The sequence below is a fragment of the Chryseobacterium sp. Marseille-Q3244 genome, from assembly GCF_940807095.1.
Taxonomy (GTDB): Bacteria; Bacteroidota; Bacteroidia; order Flavobacteriales; family Weeksellaceae; genus Chryseobacterium.
The window spans coordinates 252,180-273,194 of sequence record NZ_CALNWX010000004.1 but is presented as its reverse complement, the minus strand read 5'-3'; the positions used below and the strand labels follow the sequence as shown (position 1 = coordinate 273,194).

At 35.0% G+C, this 21,015-nt stretch carries 23 protein-coding genes; 14 read left to right on the top strand and 9 right to left on the bottom strand.

Annotation, left to right across the window (positions count from 1 at the left end):
* Positions 1 to 5 precede the first annotated feature (5 nt).
* The 5 genes from NBX25_RS09445 to NBX25_RS09425 all read left to right on the top strand — a co-directional run bounded on the left by NBX25_RS09445 (position 6) and on the right by NBX25_RS09425 (position 3,443).
* Positions 6 to 1,457 (top strand): amidohydrolase family protein, encoded by a 1,452-nt coding sequence (locus tag NBX25_RS09445; protein ID WP_250253462.1) that lies wholly within the window; start codon positions 6 to 8, stop codon positions 1,455 to 1,457.
* A gap of 95 nt (positions 1,458 to 1,552) precedes the next feature.
* Positions 1,553 to 2,182 carry an SGNH/GDSL hydrolase family protein gene (locus NBX25_RS09440; protein WP_123911045.1) on the top strand — a complete coding sequence of 210 codons (630 nt, stop codon included), beginning with the start codon at positions 1,553 to 1,555 and terminating at the stop codon, positions 2,180 to 2,182.
* Positions 2,182 to 2,514 carry a gamma-glutamylcyclotransferase family protein gene (locus NBX25_RS09435; protein ID WP_250253461.1) on the top strand — a complete coding sequence of 111 codons (333 nt, stop codon included), beginning with the start codon at positions 2,182 to 2,184 and terminating at the stop codon, positions 2,512 to 2,514. Before NBX25_RS09440 ends, NBX25_RS09435 begins: the two co-directional genes overlap by 1 nt.
* 67 nt (positions 2,515 to 2,581) lie before the next feature.
* Positions 2,582 to 2,770 (top strand): bacteriocin-like protein, encoded by a 189-nt coding sequence (locus NBX25_RS09430; protein WP_250253460.1) that lies wholly within the window; start codon positions 2,582 to 2,584, stop codon positions 2,768 to 2,770.
* 214 nt (positions 2,771 to 2,984) lie between these two features.
* On the top strand, positions 2,985 to 3,443 hold the full coding sequence (locus NBX25_RS09425) for a GyrI-like domain-containing protein (RefSeq protein WP_250253459.1): 459 nt from the start codon (positions 2,985 to 2,987) through the stop codon (positions 3,441 to 3,443).
* 108 nt (positions 3,444 to 3,551) lie between these two features.
* Here NBX25_RS09425 and NBX25_RS09420 read toward each other — a convergent pair whose 3' ends face one another.
* Entirely contained in the window at positions 3,552 to 3,905 is a 354-nt protein-coding gene (locus NBX25_RS09420) for a diacylglycerol kinase family protein (protein WP_250253458.1), read from the bottom strand.
* Between the two features lie 252 nt (positions 3,906 to 4,157).
* Between NBX25_RS09420 and dnaN the strand changes: the two genes are divergently transcribed.
* The 5 genes from dnaN (at position 4,158) to NBX25_RS09395 (ending at position 10,545) form a co-directional block, all read left to right on the top strand.
* Positions 4,158 to 5,288, top strand: coding sequence for a DNA polymerase III subunit beta (gene dnaN, locus NBX25_RS09415; RefSeq protein WP_123856442.1), 1,131 nt, complete (start codon positions 4,158 to 4,160; stop codon positions 5,286 to 5,288).
* Between the two features lie 234 nt (positions 5,289 to 5,522).
* Entirely contained in the window at positions 5,523 to 6,353 is an 831-nt protein-coding gene (locus NBX25_RS09410) for an AraC family transcriptional regulator (RefSeq protein WP_250253457.1), read from the top strand.
* Between the two features lie 64 nt (positions 6,354 to 6,417).
* Complete coding sequence (locus NBX25_RS09405; RefSeq protein ID WP_250253456.1) at positions 6,418 to 7,032, top strand: DUF417 family protein; 615 nt, start codon at positions 6,418 to 6,420, stop codon at positions 7,030 to 7,032.
* 258 nt (positions 7,033 to 7,290) lie between these two features.
* A complete protein-coding gene (pheT, locus tag NBX25_RS09400; RefSeq protein ID WP_250253455.1) occupies positions 7,291 to 9,693 on the top strand; it encodes a phenylalanine--tRNA ligase subunit beta in 2,403 nt (800 codons plus the stop codon).
* Between the two features lie 441 nt (positions 9,694 to 10,134).
* Positions 10,135 to 10,545, top strand: coding sequence for an META domain-containing protein (locus NBX25_RS09395; protein ID WP_123911052.1), 411 nt, complete (start codon positions 10,135 to 10,137; stop codon positions 10,543 to 10,545).
* Between the two features lie 49 nt (positions 10,546 to 10,594).
* On the opposite strand, the gene NBX25_RS09390 is transcribed toward NBX25_RS09395, so the two are convergent.
* From NBX25_RS09390 to NBX25_RS09360, 7 genes are all read right to left on the bottom strand, one after another.
* Complete coding sequence (locus NBX25_RS09390) at positions 10,595 to 10,834, bottom strand: DUF8828 family protein (protein ID WP_123856434.1); 240 nt, start codon at positions 10,832 to 10,834, stop codon at positions 10,595 to 10,597.
* 36 nt (positions 10,835 to 10,870) lie between these two features.
* Entirely contained in the window at positions 10,871 to 12,187 is a 1,317-nt protein-coding gene (locus NBX25_RS09385; protein WP_250253454.1) for a hypothetical protein, read from the bottom strand.
* A gap of 81 nt (positions 12,188 to 12,268) precedes the next feature.
* Positions 12,269 to 13,159 (bottom strand): 3-hydroxybutyryl-CoA dehydrogenase, encoded by an 891-nt coding sequence (locus NBX25_RS09380; protein ID WP_185145613.1) that lies wholly within the window; start codon positions 13,157 to 13,159, stop codon positions 12,269 to 12,271.
* Positions 13,160 to 13,169: 10 nt separating this feature from the next.
* The gene (locus NBX25_RS09375) at positions 13,170 to 13,580 is read right to left on the bottom strand and encodes a hypothetical protein (protein ID WP_123911055.1); all 411 of its coding nucleotides are present in this window, start codon (positions 13,578 to 13,580) and stop codon (positions 13,170 to 13,172) included.
* Positions 13,581 to 13,636: 56 nt separating this feature from the next.
* Complete coding sequence (gene bla-A / locus NBX25_RS09370) at positions 13,637 to 14,515, bottom strand: CGA/CIA family class A beta-lactamase (protein WP_250253453.1); 879 nt, start codon at positions 14,513 to 14,515, stop codon at positions 13,637 to 13,639.
* Between the two features lie 66 nt (positions 14,516 to 14,581).
* Positions 14,582 to 16,312: a cellulase family glycosylhydrolase gene (locus NBX25_RS09365; protein ID WP_250253452.1), complete on the bottom strand. Its 1,731-nt coding sequence runs from the start codon at positions 16,310 to 16,312 to the stop codon at positions 14,582 to 14,584.
* Positions 16,313 to 16,630: 318 nt separating this feature from the next.
* Positions 16,631 to 17,599, bottom strand: a complete 969-nt coding sequence (locus NBX25_RS09360) for a Gfo/Idh/MocA family protein (RefSeq protein ID WP_123856422.1) — start codon at positions 17,597 to 17,599, stop codon at positions 16,631 to 16,633.
* 124 nt (positions 17,600 to 17,723) lie between these two features.
* Here NBX25_RS09360 and NBX25_RS09355 point away from each other — a divergent pair, with 124 nt between their 5' ends.
* The 4 genes from NBX25_RS09355 to NBX25_RS09340 all read left to right on the top strand — a co-directional run bounded on the left by NBX25_RS09355 (position 17,724) and on the right by NBX25_RS09340 (position 20,317).
* Positions 17,724 to 18,374, top strand: coding sequence for a protein-L-isoaspartate(D-aspartate) O-methyltransferase (locus tag NBX25_RS09355; protein WP_123856418.1), 651 nt, complete (start codon positions 17,724 to 17,726; stop codon positions 18,372 to 18,374).
* A gap of 277 nt (positions 18,375 to 18,651) precedes the next feature.
* On the top strand, positions 18,652 to 18,921 hold the full coding sequence (locus NBX25_RS09350; RefSeq protein WP_123911058.1) for a prevent-host-death protein: 270 nt from the start codon (positions 18,652 to 18,654) through the stop codon (positions 18,919 to 18,921).
* Positions 18,922 to 18,983: 62 nt separating this feature from the next.
* Positions 18,984 to 19,973, top strand: a complete 990-nt coding sequence (locus tag NBX25_RS09345; RefSeq protein WP_250253451.1) for a 2-hydroxyacid dehydrogenase — start codon at positions 18,984 to 18,986, stop codon at positions 19,971 to 19,973.
* A gap of 50 nt (positions 19,974 to 20,023) precedes the next feature.
* Positions 20,024 to 20,317 (top strand): hypothetical protein, encoded by a 294-nt coding sequence (locus tag NBX25_RS09340; protein ID WP_250253450.1) that lies wholly within the window; start codon positions 20,024 to 20,026, stop codon positions 20,315 to 20,317.
* Positions 20,318 to 20,448: 131 nt separating this feature from the next.
* Here NBX25_RS09340 and NBX25_RS09335 read toward each other — a convergent pair whose 3' ends face one another.
* Positions 20,449 to 20,883 carry an endonuclease domain-containing protein gene (locus NBX25_RS09335; protein ID WP_250253449.1) on the bottom strand — a complete coding sequence of 145 codons (435 nt, stop codon included), beginning with the start codon at positions 20,881 to 20,883 and terminating at the stop codon, positions 20,449 to 20,451.
* Positions 20,884 to 21,015 lie beyond the last annotated feature (132 nt).

Genomic DNA, 21,015 nt, shown 5'->3' with positions numbered 1-21,015 from the left:
GCACAATGATGGACAATTTAAATACCCTGAAAAATAAAGGACTGACCTTATTAACTATTTTTTATTTTGCATCAACTAATTATGTTCATGCCCAAAAAACGGTGAATAACTCAACATTATCTTCATTGGTCAATGTACAGGCAGATACCCTGGCTATTACGAATGTAAAGATAGTAGATGGTACCGGTAAGCCTGCAAGAACAGATCAGAATATGATCATTATTAATGGTAAAATTGCCAAGGTAGGGAATTCATCATCTGTAAAAATACCTAAAAAGGTGAAAATAATCAACGGACAGGGAAAAACCCTGATTCCGGGAATGATCATGATGCATGAACATCTGTTCTATGGAAAGGCGGTAAGTCCATATTATCTGGCCCTGCAGATGCCGGTATCCTTTCCTCAACTCTATCTGGCCGGCGGTGTTACCACAATGCGTACTGCAGGAAGTGTAGAGCCGCAAACAGACCTTACCTTGAAAAAATGGATCAATACCGGGAAAATCGCCGGACCGAATATCGATGTTACAGGTCCTTATATTGAGCGTGAAGGTCTTATGGTTCCTGAAATATTAGCAATTGAATCACCTCTTACAGCTGAGAAAATGGTGAATTATTGGGCAGATATGGGCTGTACTTCTTTTAAAGTTTATATGAATATCACCAAAGAAGATCTGGCAGCCACCATAGCTGCCGCACACAAAAGAAATATTAAGGTGACAGGTCATTTATGTTCAGTTACCTACAGAGAAGCTGCTGAGCTTGGAATAGATAATCTTGAGCACGGCTTTTTTGCCAGTACGGACTTCATTGCTGATAAAAAAGAAAATAAGTGTCCTGGTAATGCGAATGCTTCTTTGACCCGGTTACCGGTGGACAGTAAAGAAATGAAAGAGCTGATGCAGTTCCTGATTAATAAAAAAGTGACCATAACTTCTACATTACCTGTATTTGAACCTTATACCGACAGAGAAGTTATACCTGGAGGAGGGGAGGTTGCTTTGGCAGCGTCTGTCTTGGAAAACATCAAAAAAAATTATGATTTGGTTGCAGGTAAAGATGTTGCCTATGCTGAACTCTTTAAGAAACAAATGGCCTGGGAGAAGCAATTTGTAGCCATGGGTGGAAGATTGACTGCCGGAAGTGACCCCACTGGAGCGGGAAGGGTAATTCCAGGCTATGCCAACAGACATTCATTAGAATTGTTGACAGAAGCTGGCTTTAGTTTTCCGGAAGCTGTAAAAATCACCTCATTGAATGCAGCCGAATATCTGGGAATTGATAAAAAAACAGGAACTATTGAAGCAGGAAAAGATGCAGATCTGGTGCTTATCAATGGAGACCCGGAAAAAAATATAAAAGAAGTTCTGAATACGGAAATCGTATTCAAAAAAGGGGTTGGTTACGATTCTAAGAAACTATTTGAACAGGCTGCTGGTAAAGTCGGACTGCACTGATTGATGTTTAATATAAACAAGGCATATACCAGTTCTGAATACCGTAATAAATGCTTAATATTGCAAAGCTGTGATTTAGAATTCAGCTGGGAAAAATGAAAAAAATTGTGTACGGACTGTTCTTTGGGGACAGTATAACCTATGGAGAATATGATGGTGTTTTTGGAGGCTGGGTAGATATTCTGAAGAGATATGCTCTGCAAAAATTCCATGAAGGAAATGGTGACGAACTGATTCTATTCAATTTAGGAATCGGTGGCGAAACTACAGAAGGTTTGTTAAAGCGAATGCCTACAGAATTAAGGGCAAGAAACGCTGCTGATGGAAATTTAGTTTTCATCAGTTACGGAGCCAACGATCTTGCGATAAAAGAAAAGGTTCAGATCGTAAATCCTGAACAGTTTAGAAATAATATCATCACAGCTGTTCAGAACGCTCAACAGTTTTCCAAAGATATTTACCTGGTGAGCATTCTTCCTATCTCCAAAAATATAGATGGAATAGTGGTAGGTTCAGGAAAATTAAGATCAAATGAGGAGGTGATAGCTTATAATGATATTCTCAAGAGCATTGCAGGAGATTACTCTTTAGGTTATATTGATTTTCATTCAGCATTGTTCAAAGACAAAGAAATTTTTTTGTCCGCAGACGGAGTTCATCCGAATGAAAAAGGTTATGGAATGATGGCCGAAATTGCAATTCCAATCATTGAAAAGTATTTATAATGCCTTATTTATTTTCTTACGGAACCTTACAGAAAGAGCAGGTTCAGCTCGAAACATTCGGACGAATTTTACAAGGTGAAAAAGACACCTTATCTCAATATAAATTAGGAATACTTGAAATTACAGACCCTGAAGTATTACGAAAAAGCGGTCAAAAATATCATCCTGTCCTGGAGTTCTCAGGCAGTATTGATGATGAGGTTGAAGGGATATTATTTGATGTGACCGAAGCAGAAATTCTTCAGGCGGATGAGTATGAAGTAGATGATTATAAAAGAATTGAAACCATTTTTAAATCAGGAAATAAAGGGTTTATTTATGTAGGAAAATAATATTGCTTGCATTTATCTGTGATGTGTGAATTTTATTTAGTAGTTTTAAAAAGCAAAAATAATTACTATGAAAAATTTAAAAAAAATTAAAAGACAGGCGTTAAAAACTGTAAAAGGAGGAGGAGTAAACCCGCCTAGGATTATTTATCCCAAAGATGAAAATGGAAACTGCAGTACTTCTCCCTATTACTACTATTGTCCAAAATATGATGGCTGCATGACAGGGGAAGCTTGGGATGCTTATTGCCCTTTGTAAGATAAAAATAATCTAATGAACAGAACGTTTCTGAAAAGTATTTGCTTCTCAGAAACGTTTTTTTTGAAAATAACATCATCAATAGGAACAGGCTTTAACCAAAATATAAAACTATTATTTATACCTATATAATATAAGTAATCCTAAAAATCTCTCCTGACAAACAGTTGTCACAACTCTTCTCTATCTTTGTCCTACAACAAAAAATTAAGAAATGAACAACGTGAAAATTGAACCTTTTAAGGTAATCGGTATTGCAGTAAGAACAACCAACGAGAATGAACAGGCGGCAAAGGATATTCCGGTATTATGGGAAAAATTGATGCAGGAAAATATATTGGAAAAAATTCCTAATAAAATAGACAATACCGTTTATTCAATCTATACAGAATACGAAAAAGACCATACAAAACCTTATACTACACTGTTAGGATGCAAAGTTGAAAACCTTGATCATATTCCCGAAGGTATGATTGGGAAATCTTTTGAGGGTGGCAATTATGTGAAGTTTATGGCAAAGGGCAATCTTGCAGAAGGTTTAGTCATCAATGAATGGTTTAAAATATGGAATATGGATCTGGATAGAATGTTTACCGCTGATTTTGAAATGTATGGAGAAAAAGCGCAGAATCCAGCTGATGCAGAAATAGATATTTTGATTGCTGTGGAATAAAACTCAAAAAACTAAGATACCTGTCTTTATAAACATTTAAATGGAAGACCTGAGACATGACATTCTCCTTCTTCGGAGGGTGGTGAAATCAAAGATTTTACGGGGTGGTTAAAAAAAATACTTCCAATATACCAGAACCCCAATAATTACAGAAGCGATGGCTATGAGTATAACTGCACCGGCTGCTATATCCTTGATAAATCCGATTCTTTTGTCAAAATCAGGTTGAATGATATCACATATCTTTTCGATGGCTGTGTTGAAAATTTCAGCGCTTAAAACAGCTACAGATGCCATAATAATTAAAGCTGCGTCAGCGTAAGTAAGCTTTAAATAAAAAATAAGGAAGAGATTAATGAAGAAGGCAAGAAGCTCAATCTGAAAATTTCTTTCCGTTTTAATCATGATAAAAACACCCCGGAAAGCATTCAGAAAACTTTTATAGAGAGGAGGTTTTTGCATGTTTTTTTACTTTATTTCAACAAAGATAGCTTTTGTATTTTGATTGTTGCCGTTAATCTGTTATATTTGGATTATTAAGATTAAAATATATTCAGTGGTCAATATTTGAGATAAAAATATACCACTATGGAAACCAGAACGTAATATCGGGTCTGAAACCCCATTGACGATCTTTGTTAAAAACTCGTCAGGAATATTCTTTTCTTTGTTGTATGTATTTATTATATTTGTAGAAACTTATTTTATAAATCTATGAAATTTATTATTTCAAGTGGTGAACTGCAGAAGGCGTTGCAAACTGTAAGTGGCGTAATATCAAGCTCTCAATCGAGACCGATTTTAGAAAACTATCTTTTTGAATTAGACGGAAATAATGTTACCATTACAGCATCTGACGGCGAGACAACTCTTGTAACTTCTCTGGAAGTAAAGTCTGATGACTCAGGTAAATTTGCTGTTCCTGCTAAAATTTTTCAGGATTTTATCAAGACATATGGAGAACAGCCTTTAACATTTGTTGTAAAGGACAATGCGGAAGGAACTGGAAGCCAGCTTGAGATTTTAGATGAAAAAGATAATTTCGCAGTAGCATTAGATAACGCTGATGACTATCCCGAATTGCCAGAATTCGACGCTTCTCAAAGCGTGGTAATGCCGGCTGGAGTATTGTCTGAAGCCTTAACCAATACATTATTTGCCACCAGTAACGATTCACTTCGTCCGGTAATGACAGGAGTATTATTCCAGTTTACAGAAAACGAAACCAATTTCGTTTCTACAGACTCTCACAGGCTTGTTGTTTACAAAAGAGCAGACCTGATGAATGCTGAACCAATGGAGTTTATCATGCCTAAAAAACCTTTGAATATTTTCAAAAATATTCTGGCAAGCTCAAATGAAGATGTGAAAATCGACTTCAATGAGAATATGGCTAAATTTACTTTTGGTAAGCACATATGGATCTGTAGACTGATTGATGGTAAATATCCAAACTATACAGCGGTAATTCCTAAAGAAAACCCGAATGTATTGACCATAAACAGAAACCTTTTATTAGGAGCAATCAAGAGAGCATCTATCATGTCTAATAAATCTACCAACCAGGTAAGATTCAAGCTTTCAGGAAATATTCTTCACCTTCATGCAGAAGATACTGAATATGCAAACAAAGCAGATATGCAGATTCCTTGTGATTACAACGGAGAAGATATCAACATTGGATTCAGCTCTAAATTTTTAACTGAAATGTTGACAATCCTTGGATCTGATGATATTACAATGAAAATGTCTCAACCTAACAGACCGGGAATCATTGAGCCACTTGATGGTCTTGAAGAAAACGAAAATATTTTAATGTTATCAATGCCGGTAATCGGGTTATAAGATTAAAATAACAAATATTAAAAGCTGGAGTGATCCGGCTTTTTTTGTTTTCAGAACGTATTTTCAAACCTTACCCCAAGCTTAATTAAGATCAACTTGTTGATTCCATCTTTGCTCCCTGAAATCTACGGAACTATGATAAAAAACTTTGCGTTAAAAACAACCTCACAACCACACATATTATTACATTTTCAGAAAAAATAACGTTATTTGTGTAGGATTACAACTCTCATTATGGATGTGAAAATACAATCTTACTCTTCTTCGGATTTTCTTTCAGAATTTACTACTGAAAATTATACTGTGATGATATGGAACGGAGAAGGGATATTTTCTGTGGATGAAATCAATTACCCTTATAATGGTTATCATATTCTGTTTCTTTCTCCTTATCAAAAGTTGAAACTGATTTCGAATACCGATGAGAACATTCAAATGCTTTTTTTTCATGGTGATTTTTACTGCATAGAATACCATAAAGAAGAAGTGGCATGTAATGGACTTCTTTTCAATAATATCTATTTGAATCCCAGTATAGAACTTTCAAAAGAGAATTATGAATATATCTTAGAGCTTTTTAATCATATTAAAAAAGAAGAATCCGAGAAACACCAATTTTCACAATCCATTATTAAAACTTATATCCAGTTGATTCTTGCTATTGGCAGTAAACAAAAAAGCGGGATTGAAAATAGCTCAGTAATCAACGAAAAGTTACCCAATAAGTATGCTGCGGAATTTCAGAAATTGCTCGAAGGTAATTTTAAAGATGAAAAAGAGCTTTCATTTTATAGTGATAAACTCAACATTACGAATAATACTTTAAGTAAGGTTGTCAAAAAAGAATTTAGAAAGACCCCTAGTCAGCTGATGAATGAGAGAGTTATTCTTGAATCTAAAAAACTTCTTCATTTAACGTATCGCTCCATAAAAGAGATTGCCTCAGAATTAGGATTTGATGATGAATTCTATTTCAGTAGGTATTTCAAAAAAACAGTGGGCTGTTCTCCAAAACAATACCGGGAAAAAGTGGGCATTTCTATAGTGGCAAAAATGTCCATGTAATATCCTGAAATATCTATGGTAGGGCTGTAGGCATGTGAATACCTTTGTTTAAAAAGTAAATCATATGCAAAACAGTAGTTTATACAATCGATTATTAAAGTTGGATGCTTATTTCTTCAACTTTCTGAGAATATCAATATTTATTGTCATGGCCTGGATTGGTGGGCTTAAAGCCTTTCAATATGAAGCTGACGGAATAGTACCTTTTGTTGCTAATAGCCCTTTCATGAGCTTCTTCTACAAAAGTGCAGGAAACAAAGTACTGAATGAAGATAAAAAGCTTGTTTCGGAATATACTTTATATAAAAATCCGGAAGGAAAAGTGGTAAAGAAAAATATTGACTGGCATACACAAAACGGTACCTATACTTTTTCTTACGGATTGGGTACGATGATTGTCATCATAGGAATTGGGGTTTTACTGGGAATTTGGTTTCCTAAAATCGGAGCAGTAGGAGGAGCTTTGACGTTTTTGATGTCACTGGTTACTTTATCTTTTCTGGTGACTACTCCTGAAGTATACGTTCCTAATCTTGGAGGTGATTACCCGACCCCTCAATACGGATTTCCTTACCTATCGGGAGCGGGGCGCCTCGTTATAAAAGACATCATTATGATGGCTGGCGGATTGGTTTTATTTTCCGATAGTCTAAAGAAAGTTTTAAAGCCATCAGCTTAAGGATTTTAAATTACTTAGTAAAATTGTAAGGAGAAGCAGAGTATAGATTGATTTATTCAGTCTTCCGATGAAAAATAAATGAAAATTAATTCTCTTAAAATCGCTCTGAAATTTCTGTATTTCTCAAAAAAACACGACATTTGTACCGCGAAAAACCGACTCAATAACGGGATGGAATTTCAAATAAAAGTTTCAAAAATAGTACAGATGGAACCTCATGTTTCGTTTGACGAATTAAACAAGTAGATAGATAAGCAAATGAAAATATCAAACAACTGGCTGAAAGACTTTGTAAAAACGGAATTGAAAACTGAAAGAATCGGTGAATTCCTTACAGACATAGGTCTTGAGGTTGAAGGGATAGATAAATTCGAAAGTGTAAAAGGCAGTCTGGAAGGAATTGTTGTAGGTAAAGTGTTAACCTGCGAAAAACATCCGAATGCTGATAAACTGAAGAAGACAACAGTAGACGTTGGAAACGGAAAAATATTGAATATTGTTTGCGGAGCTCCTAACGTAGAAGCAGGACAAACAGTTCCTGTAGCCGTTGTTGGAACAAAGATCTATGATAAGACCGGAAACTTTTTTGAAATTAAAGAAGCAAAAATCAGAGGTGAGGTTTCTCAAGGGATGATCTGTGCAGAAGATGAACTTGGCTTAAGCGAAGATCACGGAGGAATCATGGTTTTGGATGAAACCAAATATGAAGTAGGTAAAAACTTTGCAGACTATTTTGAATTAACGAATGATGAGGTTCTTGAAATTGGATTAACACCCAACAGAACAGATGCCATGTCTCACTATGGTGTTGCAAGAGATCTTCATGCGTTTCTTTCTACAAACCAGCAGAAGTCTCAATTTAATAAAGTAGCTTCCGAAGTTTTAAATAACGAAGGAACTCACGATTTCAAGTTAGAAATTGAAGATGCAGAACTTTGTCCAAGATATATCGGTGCGGTGATTGAAGATGTAAAAGTTGCAGAATCTCCCAACTGGTTAAAAGACAGATTAAAGGCAATCGGACTAAGCCCGATCAATAATATTGTAGATATTACCAACTATATTCTTCACGGGTACGGACAGCCGCTTCACGCATTTGATGCAGATAAAATTGCAGACAAAAAAGTGAAAGTAGGGGTGGTAAAACCGGGAACAAAATTCACTACCCTTGATGGAGTAGAAAGAACACTGAACGGTACTGAGATCATGATTAAAGATGGCCAGGATACTCCAATGTGTATTGCCGGGGTTTTTGGTGGTGAAAATTCAGGTGTATCTGAAACTACAAAAACAGTTTTCCTTGAAAGTGCTTACTTCAATCCAATTGCGGTAAGAAAAGGAGCAAAACTTCACAGTTTAAATACTGATGCTTCTTTCAGATTTGAAAGAGGGGTAGATCCAAATCTTACAAGAACAGCTATTACGCACGCTATCAAAATGATTCAGGAAATTGCTGAAGGTAAATTGGTAGGGGAGCTTTTAGAAGAATATCCTAAGAAAATAGAAGATAACTATGTGATCATAAGATTCTCTAAGATTGAACAGATTTTAGGAACAAAAATTCACAGAGAGAAAGTAAAAGAGATCCTTAAGGCATTGGAAATCCAGGTTTTAAATGAAATTCCTAACGGCTTTGAAATCTCTGTTCCTGCTTACAGAGCAGACGTAACAAGAGAGATTGACGTTATTGAAGAGATTTTAAGAATCTATGGATATAATAAAATTGATGCTCCTCAGAAGATTTCATTTACACCGGTTAAGCTAAGTGCAAACGATCAGGATGAATTGGAAAACAGTTGGGCAAGATCTTTACAAAGTCTTGGTTTCAATGAGGTAATGAACAACTCATTAACTTCATTAAAAGACGAAACAGATGCTGTAAAACTATTAAACCCTCTAAGTGGTGATCTTGCATTCATGAGAAAATCTTTATTAGAAGGGCTTCTTCAGAATACGGTTTATAATATTAACCGAAAGAATGCAGACATCAAGTTCTTCGAATTAGGAAAAATCTACCACAAAAGAGAGAAATACGAAGAAAGAAAACAATTAGCCATTATTGTTTCGGGAAGAGATGTAGCTGAAAACTGGTTACAGCCTAAATCCGCAGTAAGCTTTTACAACCTTAAAGCATATGTAAACGTTTTATTGGAAAGATTAGGAGTAAATTATAAAGAAGTTGCTTTATCTGATGATAGATTTTCTGATGCATTAGCTTATGAAGCAGAAGGTAAAGTCTTGGTAAGAATCGGAAAAGTAGCTCCGGCATTGTTGAAGGATTTTGATATTGATCAGGATTGCTTCTATGCTGAAATTGAACTTGAATGGGCTCAGGAATTACGTTCTAAAAACGAATTGAAATTTAAAGATATTCCGAAATTCAACAAGATCAGAAGAGACTTGGCGTTATTGATTGATAAGAATGTTAATTATCAGGAGCTATACCAGACCGCGAAGAAAAACAAATCCCCATTCATTAAAGGGATTAACTTATTCGACGTATATGAAGGGAAAAACCTTCCTGAAGGTAAGAAGTCTTACGCCATGAGCTTTGAGCTGTTGAATGAAGAAAAAACACTGGAAGACAAGGAAATCACTGAAGTAATGGATTCTCTAATTAAATCTTTCCAGAAAGAATTCAATGCAGAATTGAGATCTTAATTTATAAGATTACAGAAATATATTGAAACGGGCTTTTTAAAGTCCGTTTTTTTTTGTTTTTAAATTATTCTAGGGATTAAATAGATTATGAAATAATATTCTATGTGTCTATGTGGTTTAAAAAAAATAACATAGACATATAGGCTTTAGGGGTATATATTATTTTAGTTGTGCATTCGTGGCAAATCATGAAAGCATATGTCAGCAGCATACAATTTTTTCGCAGATAAAATCCTGGTGCTTTAAAGAACATTAGAATTGTTCATCACCTTGCGCCTGAGTATTTTCCAATCTATCAAATAAACATTCCAACGTTGAGATGGCTTCTCTTTGCTCCATGATGAAGTAAAAAATATCAACTGTTAAAGAATAATAAAATTGACAGTGGCCCGTTTAAATAAGATAAAATCCGTAAATTTGGGTTAATTCAAAAAGTAAAAAATGAAAAATCTTTTTTTAAGTATATGTACAGCAGCAGTATTGGTATCGTGTGGAACCATGACAAGTCCATCTGCTTCTAAAGTAGGAAAAGCTCAGCCGGCTCTTGCCAATACAAAATGGACACTAGCCGATAACGTAAAAGGCAAAATTCCAACATTAAATATTGAAGGAGAAAAGATCAACGGAAATGCAGGTTGTAACAACTATTTTGGAACGGCTACAATAGATCCTTCTACAGGAGGTTTTTCAGCAGGACAAATGGGGTCTACCAAAATGATGTGTAACAATATCGGAGTAGAGCAGAACTTTATGGATATGATGAGTAAAGCTAACAAATATGTAATTTCAGGAAATGTACTGGAGCTTTATAAAGACAATCTTTTATTATTGAAATTCAATAAATCAGAATAAAAAATAAAAGGAACTCAATTTGAGTTCCTTTTTTATGATTTAGATGTTATTAATCTTCCTCTTCTTCGTCGTACTTAGCCAACTCTTCATCGCACCATTTGAATGCTGATTCTACCACTTTCGTAGCTTCGTCTGCCATAGTTTCTTCATCGTCTCCTTCAAGATCATCTAACCACTCAACTTCCTCTTCCTCAACATTTAGGATAAATCTTGGATATTCTGTGTGGACTACGAATAGATCTTCTGGAAATTCCGAATTATCTGCTAATAAAAACTTTGGTAATTTCATTTTTTTAATGTTTTAACTTTCTCAAAGATAATAAAATTATTGATATTTATTCTTGTCGATCTTAACTTTTTGTAAAACTTTATAACGCGTTAATGTTGTTTTTTTTAGAGTATCCTGAGGCTTGAAGGTTACCGTTAACTGAGGGTTTACAGTGCTGATGAGCTCAGCTAATTGCACTTTCTCCAAATCTTTTTCCTCAATAATAAAAAACTTCAGCGGAACTTTATCTAAATTTTCCGACTTTAAAAATTCTGTAATCGCTTTTCTGTTTTCAAGATAATTCCCTTTTGAAAGCCAAGTGAACAGCATTCCGGACATCAAACTCAAAATACCAATGACATACACTTTAGTATTGAAGATTTCAAACAGTTTTTTAAAATAAACCAACCAGAGCGGAAAGCTAAAGGGAGCTAGTAATCTATAATCCATAGGGTTTATGGAATAGAAATACTGTATAAAATAAGAACAGACAATTCCTAAAATTCCTATGAAAACACAAAAGAACTCAGGATCTGAAAGCTTTTGCTTAATAAAAAGGAATGCCATGAAAAGAATATTTAATACACCAATTCCGTAAATTCCATAATTGATAATACCACCGGCAGGATTGGCCATGTGAATAAACGGATTAAAAGTAGTACTCAATCCCTGGAATAATTCTACCAATAATTCAGGAGTCGTGTGAAGTCCCATTTCCAAAAAGTCCTGTACATAGTCTTTATTAAAATAATCAATGAATAAAAACTTATACAATACAATGAAAATCATTCCTATAGCTGCCGAAATGATGAAGGAAGGTCCATACTTTCTTTTCCAGAAAATAAGTCCATACAAGCCTGTTCCACCAATGATAAAGAGTGCACTATATCTTATATTATACAGTATAATCAAAGATAGGGAAAGGTAAAAAACCGATTTCCAGCCTTCTATTTTTCTATCAATAATAAGGGTTGACGTATACAGAAAAAGGAATATAAAAGGTAAAATAAGTGCTTCACTCATTGTAAAAGCAAAAATGGAAAGAATGCTGAATAAGCTGCATACCACAATTGACTCCCTGAAATAGAATTTCTTTTGCCAAGCGAATAAAATAATAAACAGACAGCCGAGAATGCCGATTAGTTTACTGCTCCAGAACTCATCCAATCCAAAGTAGGTAAAGAATTTTATGGCTGAAGGATAGCCCAGAGGAGTCGTTGTATTATCAATAACAGGCAGTCCGTGAGCAAATCTCATATAGCGGATAGAATCCGGATTTACTCTTCCTTTTTCATTGAGTAAAAAACGAAAAATGGTCATCACTATAGTAGTGATGACCAATAATATTTGAATATTTTTCTCTTTAATTTTCATCAAAGCTGTAGTTATTTAGTATAAGTAGAGGTTGAGAACCCAAATTTATAACTTATAACGCACAACTCATAATTTGAATAATTATTTTAAAAACATTTTTGAAACTTTTTCAGCTTTTTTACTTTCAGAGTAATCATAGAAACCTTCTCCTGATTTTACTCCAAGTTTTCCTGCTGTTACCATGTTTACCAATAATGGGTTCGGAGCATATTTAGGATTTTTGAATCCGTCATACATTACGTTTAGAATCGCAAGACATACATCAAGACCAATAAAATCTGCCAATTGAAGCGGTCCCATTGGGTGAGCCATTCCTAATTTCATTACCGTGTCAATTTCCTCTACACCAGCTACACCGTTATATAGTGTTTCAATAGATTCATTAATCATTGGCATTAAGATTCTGTTGGCTACGAAACCTGGATAATCATTCACTTCTACAGGAACCTTTCCTAATGATTTGCTCATATCATAAATAGCATCGAAAGTTTCTTTAGAAGTAGAATATCCTTTGATGATTTCAACCAGCTTCATGATAGGAACCGGATTCATAAAGTGCATTCCGATTACTTTATCTGCTCTTTTTGTAGCAGCAGCAATTTTCGTGATAGAAATAGAAGATGTATTAGTGGCAAGGATACAACCTGCAGGAGCCAATTCATCCATCTGACCAAAGATCTTTAATTTAAGATCAAGGTTTTCAGTAGCAGCTTCTACAATAAGGTCAGCAGCTCCCACAGCATCATTAAGAGCGGTGAAAGTAGTGATGTTTCCCAACGTTTCAGCTTTTTGCTCTTCGGTAAGGTTTCCCTTTGCAATGATTCTGTCAAGGTTCGTAGTAATGGTTTTCAATCCTCTGTCTAAAGCTTCCTGAGATACATCTACAAGATTTACTTTAAAACCGCTTTGTGCGAAAGTATGTGCAATACCATTTCCCATGGTTCCTGCTCCGATAACTACAATGTTTTTGATCATTTTTCCTTTATTTTTTATAGATAGTTAAGTTTTTTGCATTCATGAGATCCTCCTGATGAGCGATATCTGTGGAATCAAAATTTATATTTCCGATGTTTTGCGACTTTTTGTTATTATTCTGGTTAGAAATAGAAGCTGTAAGTCCGCGTATAAGTCGTTTTTTCTGGGTGAGGGTTAGAAAATCAGTACCTACATACAGTTCAAATTCGCCTTCTCTGCCCATTCCTTTTTGCATCAGGATCTCCAGACTTCTAATCTGATTTTTCCTTTTAAATTCTTTCAGGTAACTGATGACCGGTTTTTCAGAAGCCGTACCACAGCATACACTTGTATAGCCGATCTTTAAATAGTTTTGATTCTTCTGTGAGAAGAAGAATGTAGAGCAAAATAAAGCCGCTGCTAATAGTCCTTTTTTCATATTGATGAAGTCAAAGAATCAATCCGATTCTCTGCGCTAAAATTAAGCTTAATATTTTATTTATTAAAATTATCCCAGACTGCTTTTGAAATGTCAGAGATTATTCTGCAGTTTTCTGCTTCTGATTCCTTGGAATTACTTACATATACCGCTATGGCATAGTGTTTTCCGTTAGGAAGAGTGATGATTCCCATATCATTTTCTGCAATCGTAAGAATATTATCTTTGATACTGGAAGATCCCGTTTTATGGGCTACTGGAGTCCCTTTAGGCAGTTGTTCCACAATTTTATTGGCTCCCGTTTGGGTTCCCAGCATTATCTGTATCAGATCATCGGTAGATTTTTTTGAAAGCAACTTTCCGTCGTAGAACTTTTTCAAAAGCTGTACGGTAGAATTGGTCGTAGTATAATTTTCAAATAACGAGTCCCATCCGTTAAGAGCCATCCCGCGTTCACTATGTTTAATCTGGAAGTCCTTAACTCCTTTAGAATTCATAAACTTCTGCACAGCCTGGGTCCCTCCTACAAGTTCTATCAGGATGTCACAGAGGTTATTATCGCTTAATGCTACCGTATAGTCTATGATTTCATACAAAGTAACTTCTCTATTTCCTTCAGGATATTTAGTTTTGAAAGGAGACCATGTATTATACAGTTCAGATTTTTTAATAAAAACCTTTTGGTCCAACGAAAGTTTTCCTTTATCTACAAGATCCAGTGCTGCACAGGCCACATGAAACTTGAAAACACTCATCATAGCAAGCTTTTTATCACCGTTTTGGCTGTATTTAAAATGATTTTCAAATCCTAAAACAGAAACTCCTACCGTAGCTTGCTTATTCTTTGTAATTGCACTTATTTTTTGTTCCAAAGATGATTTTTGTGCTGACGCAAACGTAGATATTAAAAGGAAAATTGCGGCTATTTTTTTCATAATAACAGATTAAAAAGAAATCCCTTTTAGCATCTAAAAGGGATCTGCAATTTAAGGTAATTATTACTATTTTACTTCAAAATAATTCAGATTTACGCCCTCATTTTCAAATACGATTCTGAATTTATTTTCTCCTTTCTGAAATGGGATACTCTTCGTAGAAATGGTAGTCCAGTTTTCATTTTTGCCTGTAGAGGGCAGTGCGACGCTTGTCAATATTTTTCCTGAAGCATCCTCAATCCTTACTTTGGAAGGATTAATACTCGAGTATCTGATCTCGAAGGTATAATTTTTATTCACTTTGGAATTGACTGTATACTGTAACCATTCTCCGGTTTCTGTTTTTCCTACATAATACTGATTGGTTATTTTATCCTGACATGAATAGATGTCAACACCATCATTTCTCATTTGCTGACCATAGTTCCATTCTGATCTTTTTGCAGGATCACTTACCCAGAGATTAATGAAATCCTTATCCAGATAAGCCGAACCCATTCTTCCAAGGTCATAGTCTGATGCAAATATTCTTCCGGGAACCTGGTGGTTCTTAAACGGTTTTGTAGAATCGTCCGAAACTTGTCTGAACATCGCATCTATAACATCATTTTTAACTTCTACATTGCTGAATTTGTAGTTGTCAGCGATTTGCATCAAAGCTTTTCTAGCATATTCTTTAGAAGGCTTTTCACCTCCATTCTTCCAATAAGCCAAGAGTTTTTCATATTCAGGAGTTGTTTTTACATTCGTGATTCCGGCGATATTATCAATCTTTTTCATAGGCCAGAAAGCGTATCCAATATTGTGTTTATCCAGCAATTGAATCAGTTCCGTGAACCATACATTTGAATTTTCACCGGTTTCTCCAAGCCAGATTGGCATATGATGTTTTTCTCTTAAATCCAGTGCAAACTGAATGGTTTTATCATCATTATAATTCCAGTATTTATGAAAGCTAAAAGCCATGTTGTTGTCCCAAATCGGGATTAATCCGTTGTAGTTATTGCCCCAGCCGTTTCCTTCAATAAAGATAATATGCTTTTGGTCAACTTCACGAATAGCATCGGTGATGTCTTTCTGTAGTTTCCAAAGAGGAGCATTTGACATTTCGTCTGTTCCGTTGGGGTTTTTTCCTGTGAAATTGATGTTAGGCTCATTGATAATATCATATCCGCCAATCCAAGGTTCGTTTTTGTAGCGCTCTGCTAGTTTTTTCCATAGTGCAACTGTTTTTCTTTGATTTTCTTCACTTTCCCAAAGAGAAGGTTTAGTCTTATCATTATCAGAGATATTGGCATCATTTCCTTGTCCGCCAGGGGCAGCATGAAGATCAAGAATCAGGTAAATTTTGTTGTCTTTACACCATTGAAGAAGATCGTCGGTCATTTTAAAACCTTCTTCCAGCCAGGTATCCTTACCTTTTGCCGGTTCTTTTTCTATGGAAAGAGTATACAGATTATAATGCATCGGAAGTCTGATGGAATTGAAACCGGCTTTTGCTAAAAAATCAATATCCTGCTTCGTAATTCCATTCTTTAAATAAGCCTTATAAAACTCCTGCATACCATCTTCACCAATCAGGTCAGCTATTTTTTCCTTAATTTTATATTGAGGGCCAGCAAAATCAGCTGTTTTCAGCATATAGCCTTCCTGTAGCATCCAACCTCCTAAACCGAGGCCTCTCAACTGGATATTTTCACCTTTATCATTAACGATTTTCTGTCCTGAAGTCTTTAATAATTGAGATGTCCCAAATTGAGACAATAATAAGGCGGATAATAGGATGGATCTTTTCATAGTTGTTTTGATTTTAAATAATGAGGAAATTAGATTTTAATTATAAGAAAATGGTAGCATCATAATAAGAGTCTATATGAAGACCACTTATTCTGGCCGGAATCCATTGGATATGTAAAACACAATCTTTCAAATATTTGCTGAATTGTTTTTCAAATATATTATTTTTTTTTGTTTTGAAACTGACTTTCTGATAATAAATCAGTGATTTTATTTTTTAAATGACATCTGTAATCAATAAAAAATGCTATCTCATAACCTTTTTTTGATTATTAAGATAGCATTGTAAGTATTACTGTTAATGAAAACAGTATATTTTTATTTCTGACTGATAAGCTTCATAATTTCTAAAGCAACCTTTAAGGCTTCGGTTCCGTCTTCAAGAGAAACTTCTACATTTTTATCACCCGTAATGGCATCAGCAAAAGAATTTAATTCATCAAGAATAGCATTGTTAGGCTGAATATTTGGATATTCAAACAAGATCTGGTTTTTCTCTCCTTCAGCATTTTCAATAATCATATCAAATGGAGTAGGGCTTTCCGGAGCGTCTTTCATTCTGATTACTTCTGCCTTTTTCTCAAGAAAATCTACTGAGATATAAGCGTCTTTCTGGAAGAATCTGCTTTTTCTCATAGCTTTCATTGATATTCTGGACGTGGTAAGGTTGGCAACGCATCCGTTTTCAAATTCTATTCTGGCATTCGCAATATCAGGAGTTTTGCTTACTACACACACACCGCTGGCATGGATGTTTTTTACCTTAGATTTTGCGATGCTTAGCAAGATATCAAGGTCATGAATCATAAGATCCAATACCACAGAAACATCGGTACCCCGAGGATTAAATTCAGCCAAACGGTGAATTTCAATAAACATCGGATTGTTGATATATTCCTTGGTTGCTATGAAAGCCGGGTTATATCTTTCCACATGTCCTACTTGTGCTTTAATGCCATTCTCCTGGCATAAACGCAGGATTTCTTCTGCCTGTTCCAGGGTTTGGGTAACTGGTTTTTCAATAAAGAAATGAAGTCCTTTTGCAATTGCTTTTAATGCATAATCATAATGATAGACTGTAGGAGTAACAATGTCCAGCATATCAATCTGCTCAAGCAATTCATCAAAATTTTCAAAATATTTATATCCGAATTCGGCTTCTAATTTTTTCCCGTTTTCAATATCTTTATCGTGGAAGCCTACAAACTCATATCGATCTGACTGATTAAGAAGTTTTAAATGGATCTTTCCCAAGTGTCCGGCACCTACCAAACCTGCTTTTAACATAGCTGTATAAATTTCTGTAAAGATAAGAAAGAAGTTATATTCGGAAAGGCAGAATTTGTTTTTTTGTGGATAATTCTTTCATCCAATTCCTAAAATCTAAAATCTAATTTCTTACTTTTGTCACATGCAGGATTCGTTTGTACATAAAGGAAAAAGAAAGAATTTAGTAGAATATCTCAGATACAGAATCGGGATTTCGGATGAAAATGTACTTTCGGCAATGAATGAAATTCCGAGACACCTTTTCATTGAAAGTATTTTTGAAGACTTTGCCTATGAAGACAGGGCTTTCCCCATCTTGGCGCATCAAACCATTTCTCATCCATCAACGGTAGCAGAACAGTCTGAATTGTTACAGGTGAAAGCAGGTGAGAAAGTACTGGAAATAGGAACCGGATGTGGATATCAGACCGCTGTTTTAATCGCAATGAAAGCTCATGTATATACAGTGGAAAGACAAAAGGATCTCTTCGATTTCTCAAAAAACAAATTGAGAGAACTTCATTTATATCCTAAATTCCAAAGCTTTGGAGACGGATTCGCCGGGCTTCCCACTTTTGCTCCTTTCGATAAAATTATTGTAACCTGTGGAGCAGGAACTTTACCTACGGAATTATTGAAACAGTTAAGGGTAGGTGGCATAATGGTGATTCCATTAGGACCAACAGATGAACAGGTGTTATACAGATTCACAAAAGTAGGGCCTACAGAGTTTGAAAAAGAAGAATTTGGAGCGTATAAGTTTGTTCCGATGTTGGGAAACACCAATCAATAAAAACTAAGATTGAATTCTGAATTAAAAAATAATTGCTGAGTCATAGAACTGGTAGAGAAGCTGGTCTCAAAGACCAGTTCTTAATGAAATAGGATGCAATCGAGGCCAAAAAAATGTGAATTTTGAGGTGTAATCAGGAAGATATCATATTGAAAAAGAAAAATTTTGTAGTTGATATAATTTAAAATTTTTTGTGTTTTTTTTAATAAATTTTTGGTTCAGTTCGGAATAGAAATTGGACTTCTTTAAAAACAAACCCACTTAAAATCTTATGATTATGGACACAAACAGATTCAAAGCGTCCCATGATTTCAGTAATCTTCAAAAGAACCTGAACAATAATCCCGGATATAGTGTAGAAAGCTATTCCCAGCAGGTAAAAGATTATATTCATGATATGAAAAGCAAGAATCAGGAGGCTACAAAACAGGGATTTATGACCCATGCACAGAAGTCGGTAAAAGAAGTTTGGGAAGAAATTCAGGAAATAGCTTCTGAGGCTTGGGAGAAGAATAAGAACCATTCTGATGAAAAAAATAATATTTAATATTAAAGTTGAATAACCTTACTTTTTGCAAGTGAGGTTTTTTATTTAAATCCAAAAAAGTAATGATGAAAGTCTTTGTTAATAAAAGAATTCCTGAGGTCGGAATCAATATGTTGCAGGAAGCAGGATTACAGATTGTATTTCCTGAAAGTGAAAATCTAACTTATGAAGAATGGCTGAAGTATTGTCAGAATACAGATGTTATTTTAAATGTTGGCGGTGATTTTAAATATGACAAAGTATTTTTTGATTCCTGCCCTAATATAAAAGCGATCGCATTGTATTCTGTGGGATTTGACCATGTGGATGTAAAAGAAGCGAATGTAAGGAATATTCCGATTGGAAATACACCGGATGTGTTGAGCAGAGCGACTTCTGATGTTGCTTTTTTACTAATGCAATCGGTAGCAAGACGGGCAAGTTATAATTTTCAAAAAGTAAAAGAAGGAAACTGGGGTGCTTTTGATCCTTTGCATGCTTTGGGACAGGAACTCTATGGTAAAACACTGGGTGTTTTCGGATTAGGAAGAATTGGTTCTCAAATGGCTGAGAAGTGTAAAAAAGCCTTTGATATGGAAATTATTTACCACAATCGTCACCGCAATGAAGAAGCAGAAAGAGAACTTGATGCAACTTATGTTTCCTTTGATGAATTGGTTAGAAATTCAGACGTGCTGAGTGTTCACGCCAATTATACTCCTGAACATAAAGATCTATTCAATCAGTCGGTATTTGAAAAGATGAATTCTGATGCTATCTTTATCAATACAGCAAGGGGCGGTTTCCATCAGGAACAGGACTTATATCATGCATTAACTGAAGGAAAGATCTGGGGGGCAGGTCTTGATGTTACCAATCCGGAACCTATGTCTTCGAACAATCCTATTTTAGAATTATCTAATGTTTGTGTATTGCCCCATATTGGCTCAGCAACCATTGAAGCCAGAAACGGAATGGCAAGACTAGCTGCCGGAAATCTTATTGCTTTTTCAAAAGGAGAACAGATGCCTAATTGTGTGAATCCAGACGTTTATTCCCATCACTCATCATAACTTGGAATTATTTTTGTTCTGACTATAGTAACCCTTAAAACCTAAATATTATGGCACCAGAAAACAATATTAATGAACAGAATAAAAGGTTAGAACGTATGGATTATGATCCCAACGAAGATATATTCAAAAGAGAAAAACATATTTCGCTGGATGGAGACGGGAATCCTATATTTGACGAAGATATAGATGATGACAAAATAGATAAAGGCCTGGATATCCCAGGAACCGAAGAGGATGATGAAATGGAAGAAATAGGAGAGGAAGATGAAGAAAACAACTATTGGAGCCTCAGTGATAATGAGGACGATCATGAAGAGGAAAATGATGATGTTCTAACTTAAGAAGTTTTTATACGTACAATAAATAATAACCTTACTGAATTTCAGTGAGGTTTTTTATTTTTCATCTGGGTTATAATCTTATTTTGTAAGAAGAAATTCCCCTCCTCTGGAGGGGTGTGATTCAAAAATTATCAAATTTTTGAAGACGGGGTGGTTCCATAATGCGTAATAATAAAATCCTCTAAATCTTTCATAGTCAACACAAGATTATTTCTTACGTCAAAATCAGCAATCCTAAAAACCAATAGACCTAAAGATTCCAGATATTTTTGCCTAATGTCATCATAAACTTCTTTCCCTTCATGGCTTGAACCATCAATTTCTATAATTAATCCTAAAGATTTCACATAAAAATCGACAATATAGTTTCCAATAATTCTTTGCTTGTCGAAATCAATATGATGAAAAGTTCTGGCCCTAACTTTTTTCCAGAAGATAACTTCACCTAGTATTCTGGCTTTACGTTTTTCTTTTAATAATACTTTTAAATAGGGATTATAGGGAAGGTTTTCTACAAAATTTTTATGAATGGGAATTCCATTGATGGAGGTTAGTATTTCTTTCATTTGTGTGTTTTAACCACCCCGTCTTCCAAAATTCTTTGAATTTTGAAATCCACCCCTCCAGAGGAGGGGAATGTGAGTGCATCTTTTCAAATATAGTATTTAAAAATATACTGTTGATTATCTTTTCACAGG

Excerpts from the sequence above, each read along its gene's own strand:
- NBX25_RS09340 (WP_250253450.1), top strand. The coding sequence starts at position 20,024 with ATGGCACCAGAAAACAATATTAATGAACAGAATAAAAGGTTAGAACGT.
- bla-A (WP_250253453.1), bottom strand. The coding sequence starts at position 14,515 with ATGAAAAAAATAGCCGCAATTTTCCTTTTAATATCTACGTTTGCGTCA.
- NBX25_RS09395 (WP_123911052.1), top strand. The coding sequence starts at position 10,135 with ATGAAAAATCTTTTTTTAAGTATATGTACAGCAGCAGTATTGGTATCG.
- NBX25_RS09385 (WP_250253454.1), bottom strand. The coding sequence starts at position 12,187 with ATGAAAATTAAAGAGAAAAATATTCAAATATTATTGGTCATCACTACT.
- NBX25_RS09410 (WP_250253457.1), top strand. The coding sequence starts at position 5,523 with ATGGATGTGAAAATACAATCTTACTCTTCTTCGGATTTTCTTTCAGAA.
- dnaN (WP_123856442.1), top strand. The coding sequence starts at position 4,158 with ATGAAATTTATTATTTCAAGTGGTGAACTGCAGAAGGCGTTGCAAACT.
- NBX25_RS09430 (WP_250253460.1), top strand. The coding sequence starts at position 2,582 with ATGAAAAATTTAAAAAAAATTAAAAGACAGGCGTTAAAAACTGTAAAA.
- pheT (WP_250253455.1), top strand. The coding sequence starts at position 7,291 with ATGAAAATATCAAACAACTGGCTGAAAGACTTTGTAAAAACGGAATTG.
- NBX25_RS09420 (WP_250253458.1), bottom strand. The coding sequence starts at position 3,905 with ATGCAAAAACCTCCTCTCTATAAAAGTTTTCTGAATGCTTTCCGGGGT.
- NBX25_RS09445 (WP_250253462.1), top strand. The coding sequence starts at position 6 with ATGATGGACAATTTAAATACCCTGAAAAATAAAGGACTGACCTTATTA.
- NBX25_RS09360 (WP_123856422.1), bottom strand. The coding sequence starts at position 17,599 with ATGTTAAAAGCAGGTTTGGTAGGTGCCGGACACTTGGGAAAGATCCAT.
- NBX25_RS09345 (WP_250253451.1), top strand. The coding sequence starts at position 18,984 with ATGATGAAAGTCTTTGTTAATAAAAGAATTCCTGAGGTCGGAATCAAT.
- NBX25_RS09425 (WP_250253459.1), top strand. The coding sequence starts at position 2,985 with ATGAACAACGTGAAAATTGAACCTTTTAAGGTAATCGGTATTGCAGTA.
- NBX25_RS09365 (WP_250253452.1), bottom strand. The coding sequence starts at position 16,312 with ATGAAAAGATCCATCCTATTATCCGCCTTATTATTGTCTCAATTTGGG.
- NBX25_RS09435 (WP_250253461.1), top strand. The coding sequence starts at position 2,182 with ATGCCTTATTTATTTTCTTACGGAACCTTACAGAAAGAGCAGGTTCAG.
- NBX25_RS09375 (WP_123911055.1), bottom strand. The coding sequence starts at position 13,580 with ATGAAAAAAGGACTATTAGCAGCGGCTTTATTTTGCTCTACATTCTTC.
- NBX25_RS09355 (WP_123856418.1), top strand. The coding sequence starts at position 17,724 with ATGCAGGATTCGTTTGTACATAAAGGAAAAAGAAAGAATTTAGTAGAA.
- NBX25_RS09350 (WP_123911058.1), top strand. The coding sequence starts at position 18,652 with ATGGACACAAACAGATTCAAAGCGTCCCATGATTTCAGTAATCTTCAA.
- NBX25_RS09440 (WP_123911045.1), top strand. The coding sequence starts at position 1,553 with ATGAAAAAAATTGTGTACGGACTGTTCTTTGGGGACAGTATAACCTAT.
- NBX25_RS09405 (WP_250253456.1), top strand. The coding sequence starts at position 6,418 with ATGCAAAACAGTAGTTTATACAATCGATTATTAAAGTTGGATGCTTAT.
- NBX25_RS09335 (WP_250253449.1), bottom strand. The coding sequence starts at position 20,883 with ATGAAAGAAATACTAACCTCCATCAATGGAATTCCCATTCATAAAAAT.
- NBX25_RS09390 (WP_123856434.1), bottom strand. The coding sequence starts at position 10,834 with ATGAAATTACCAAAGTTTTTATTAGCAGATAATTCGGAATTTCCAGAA.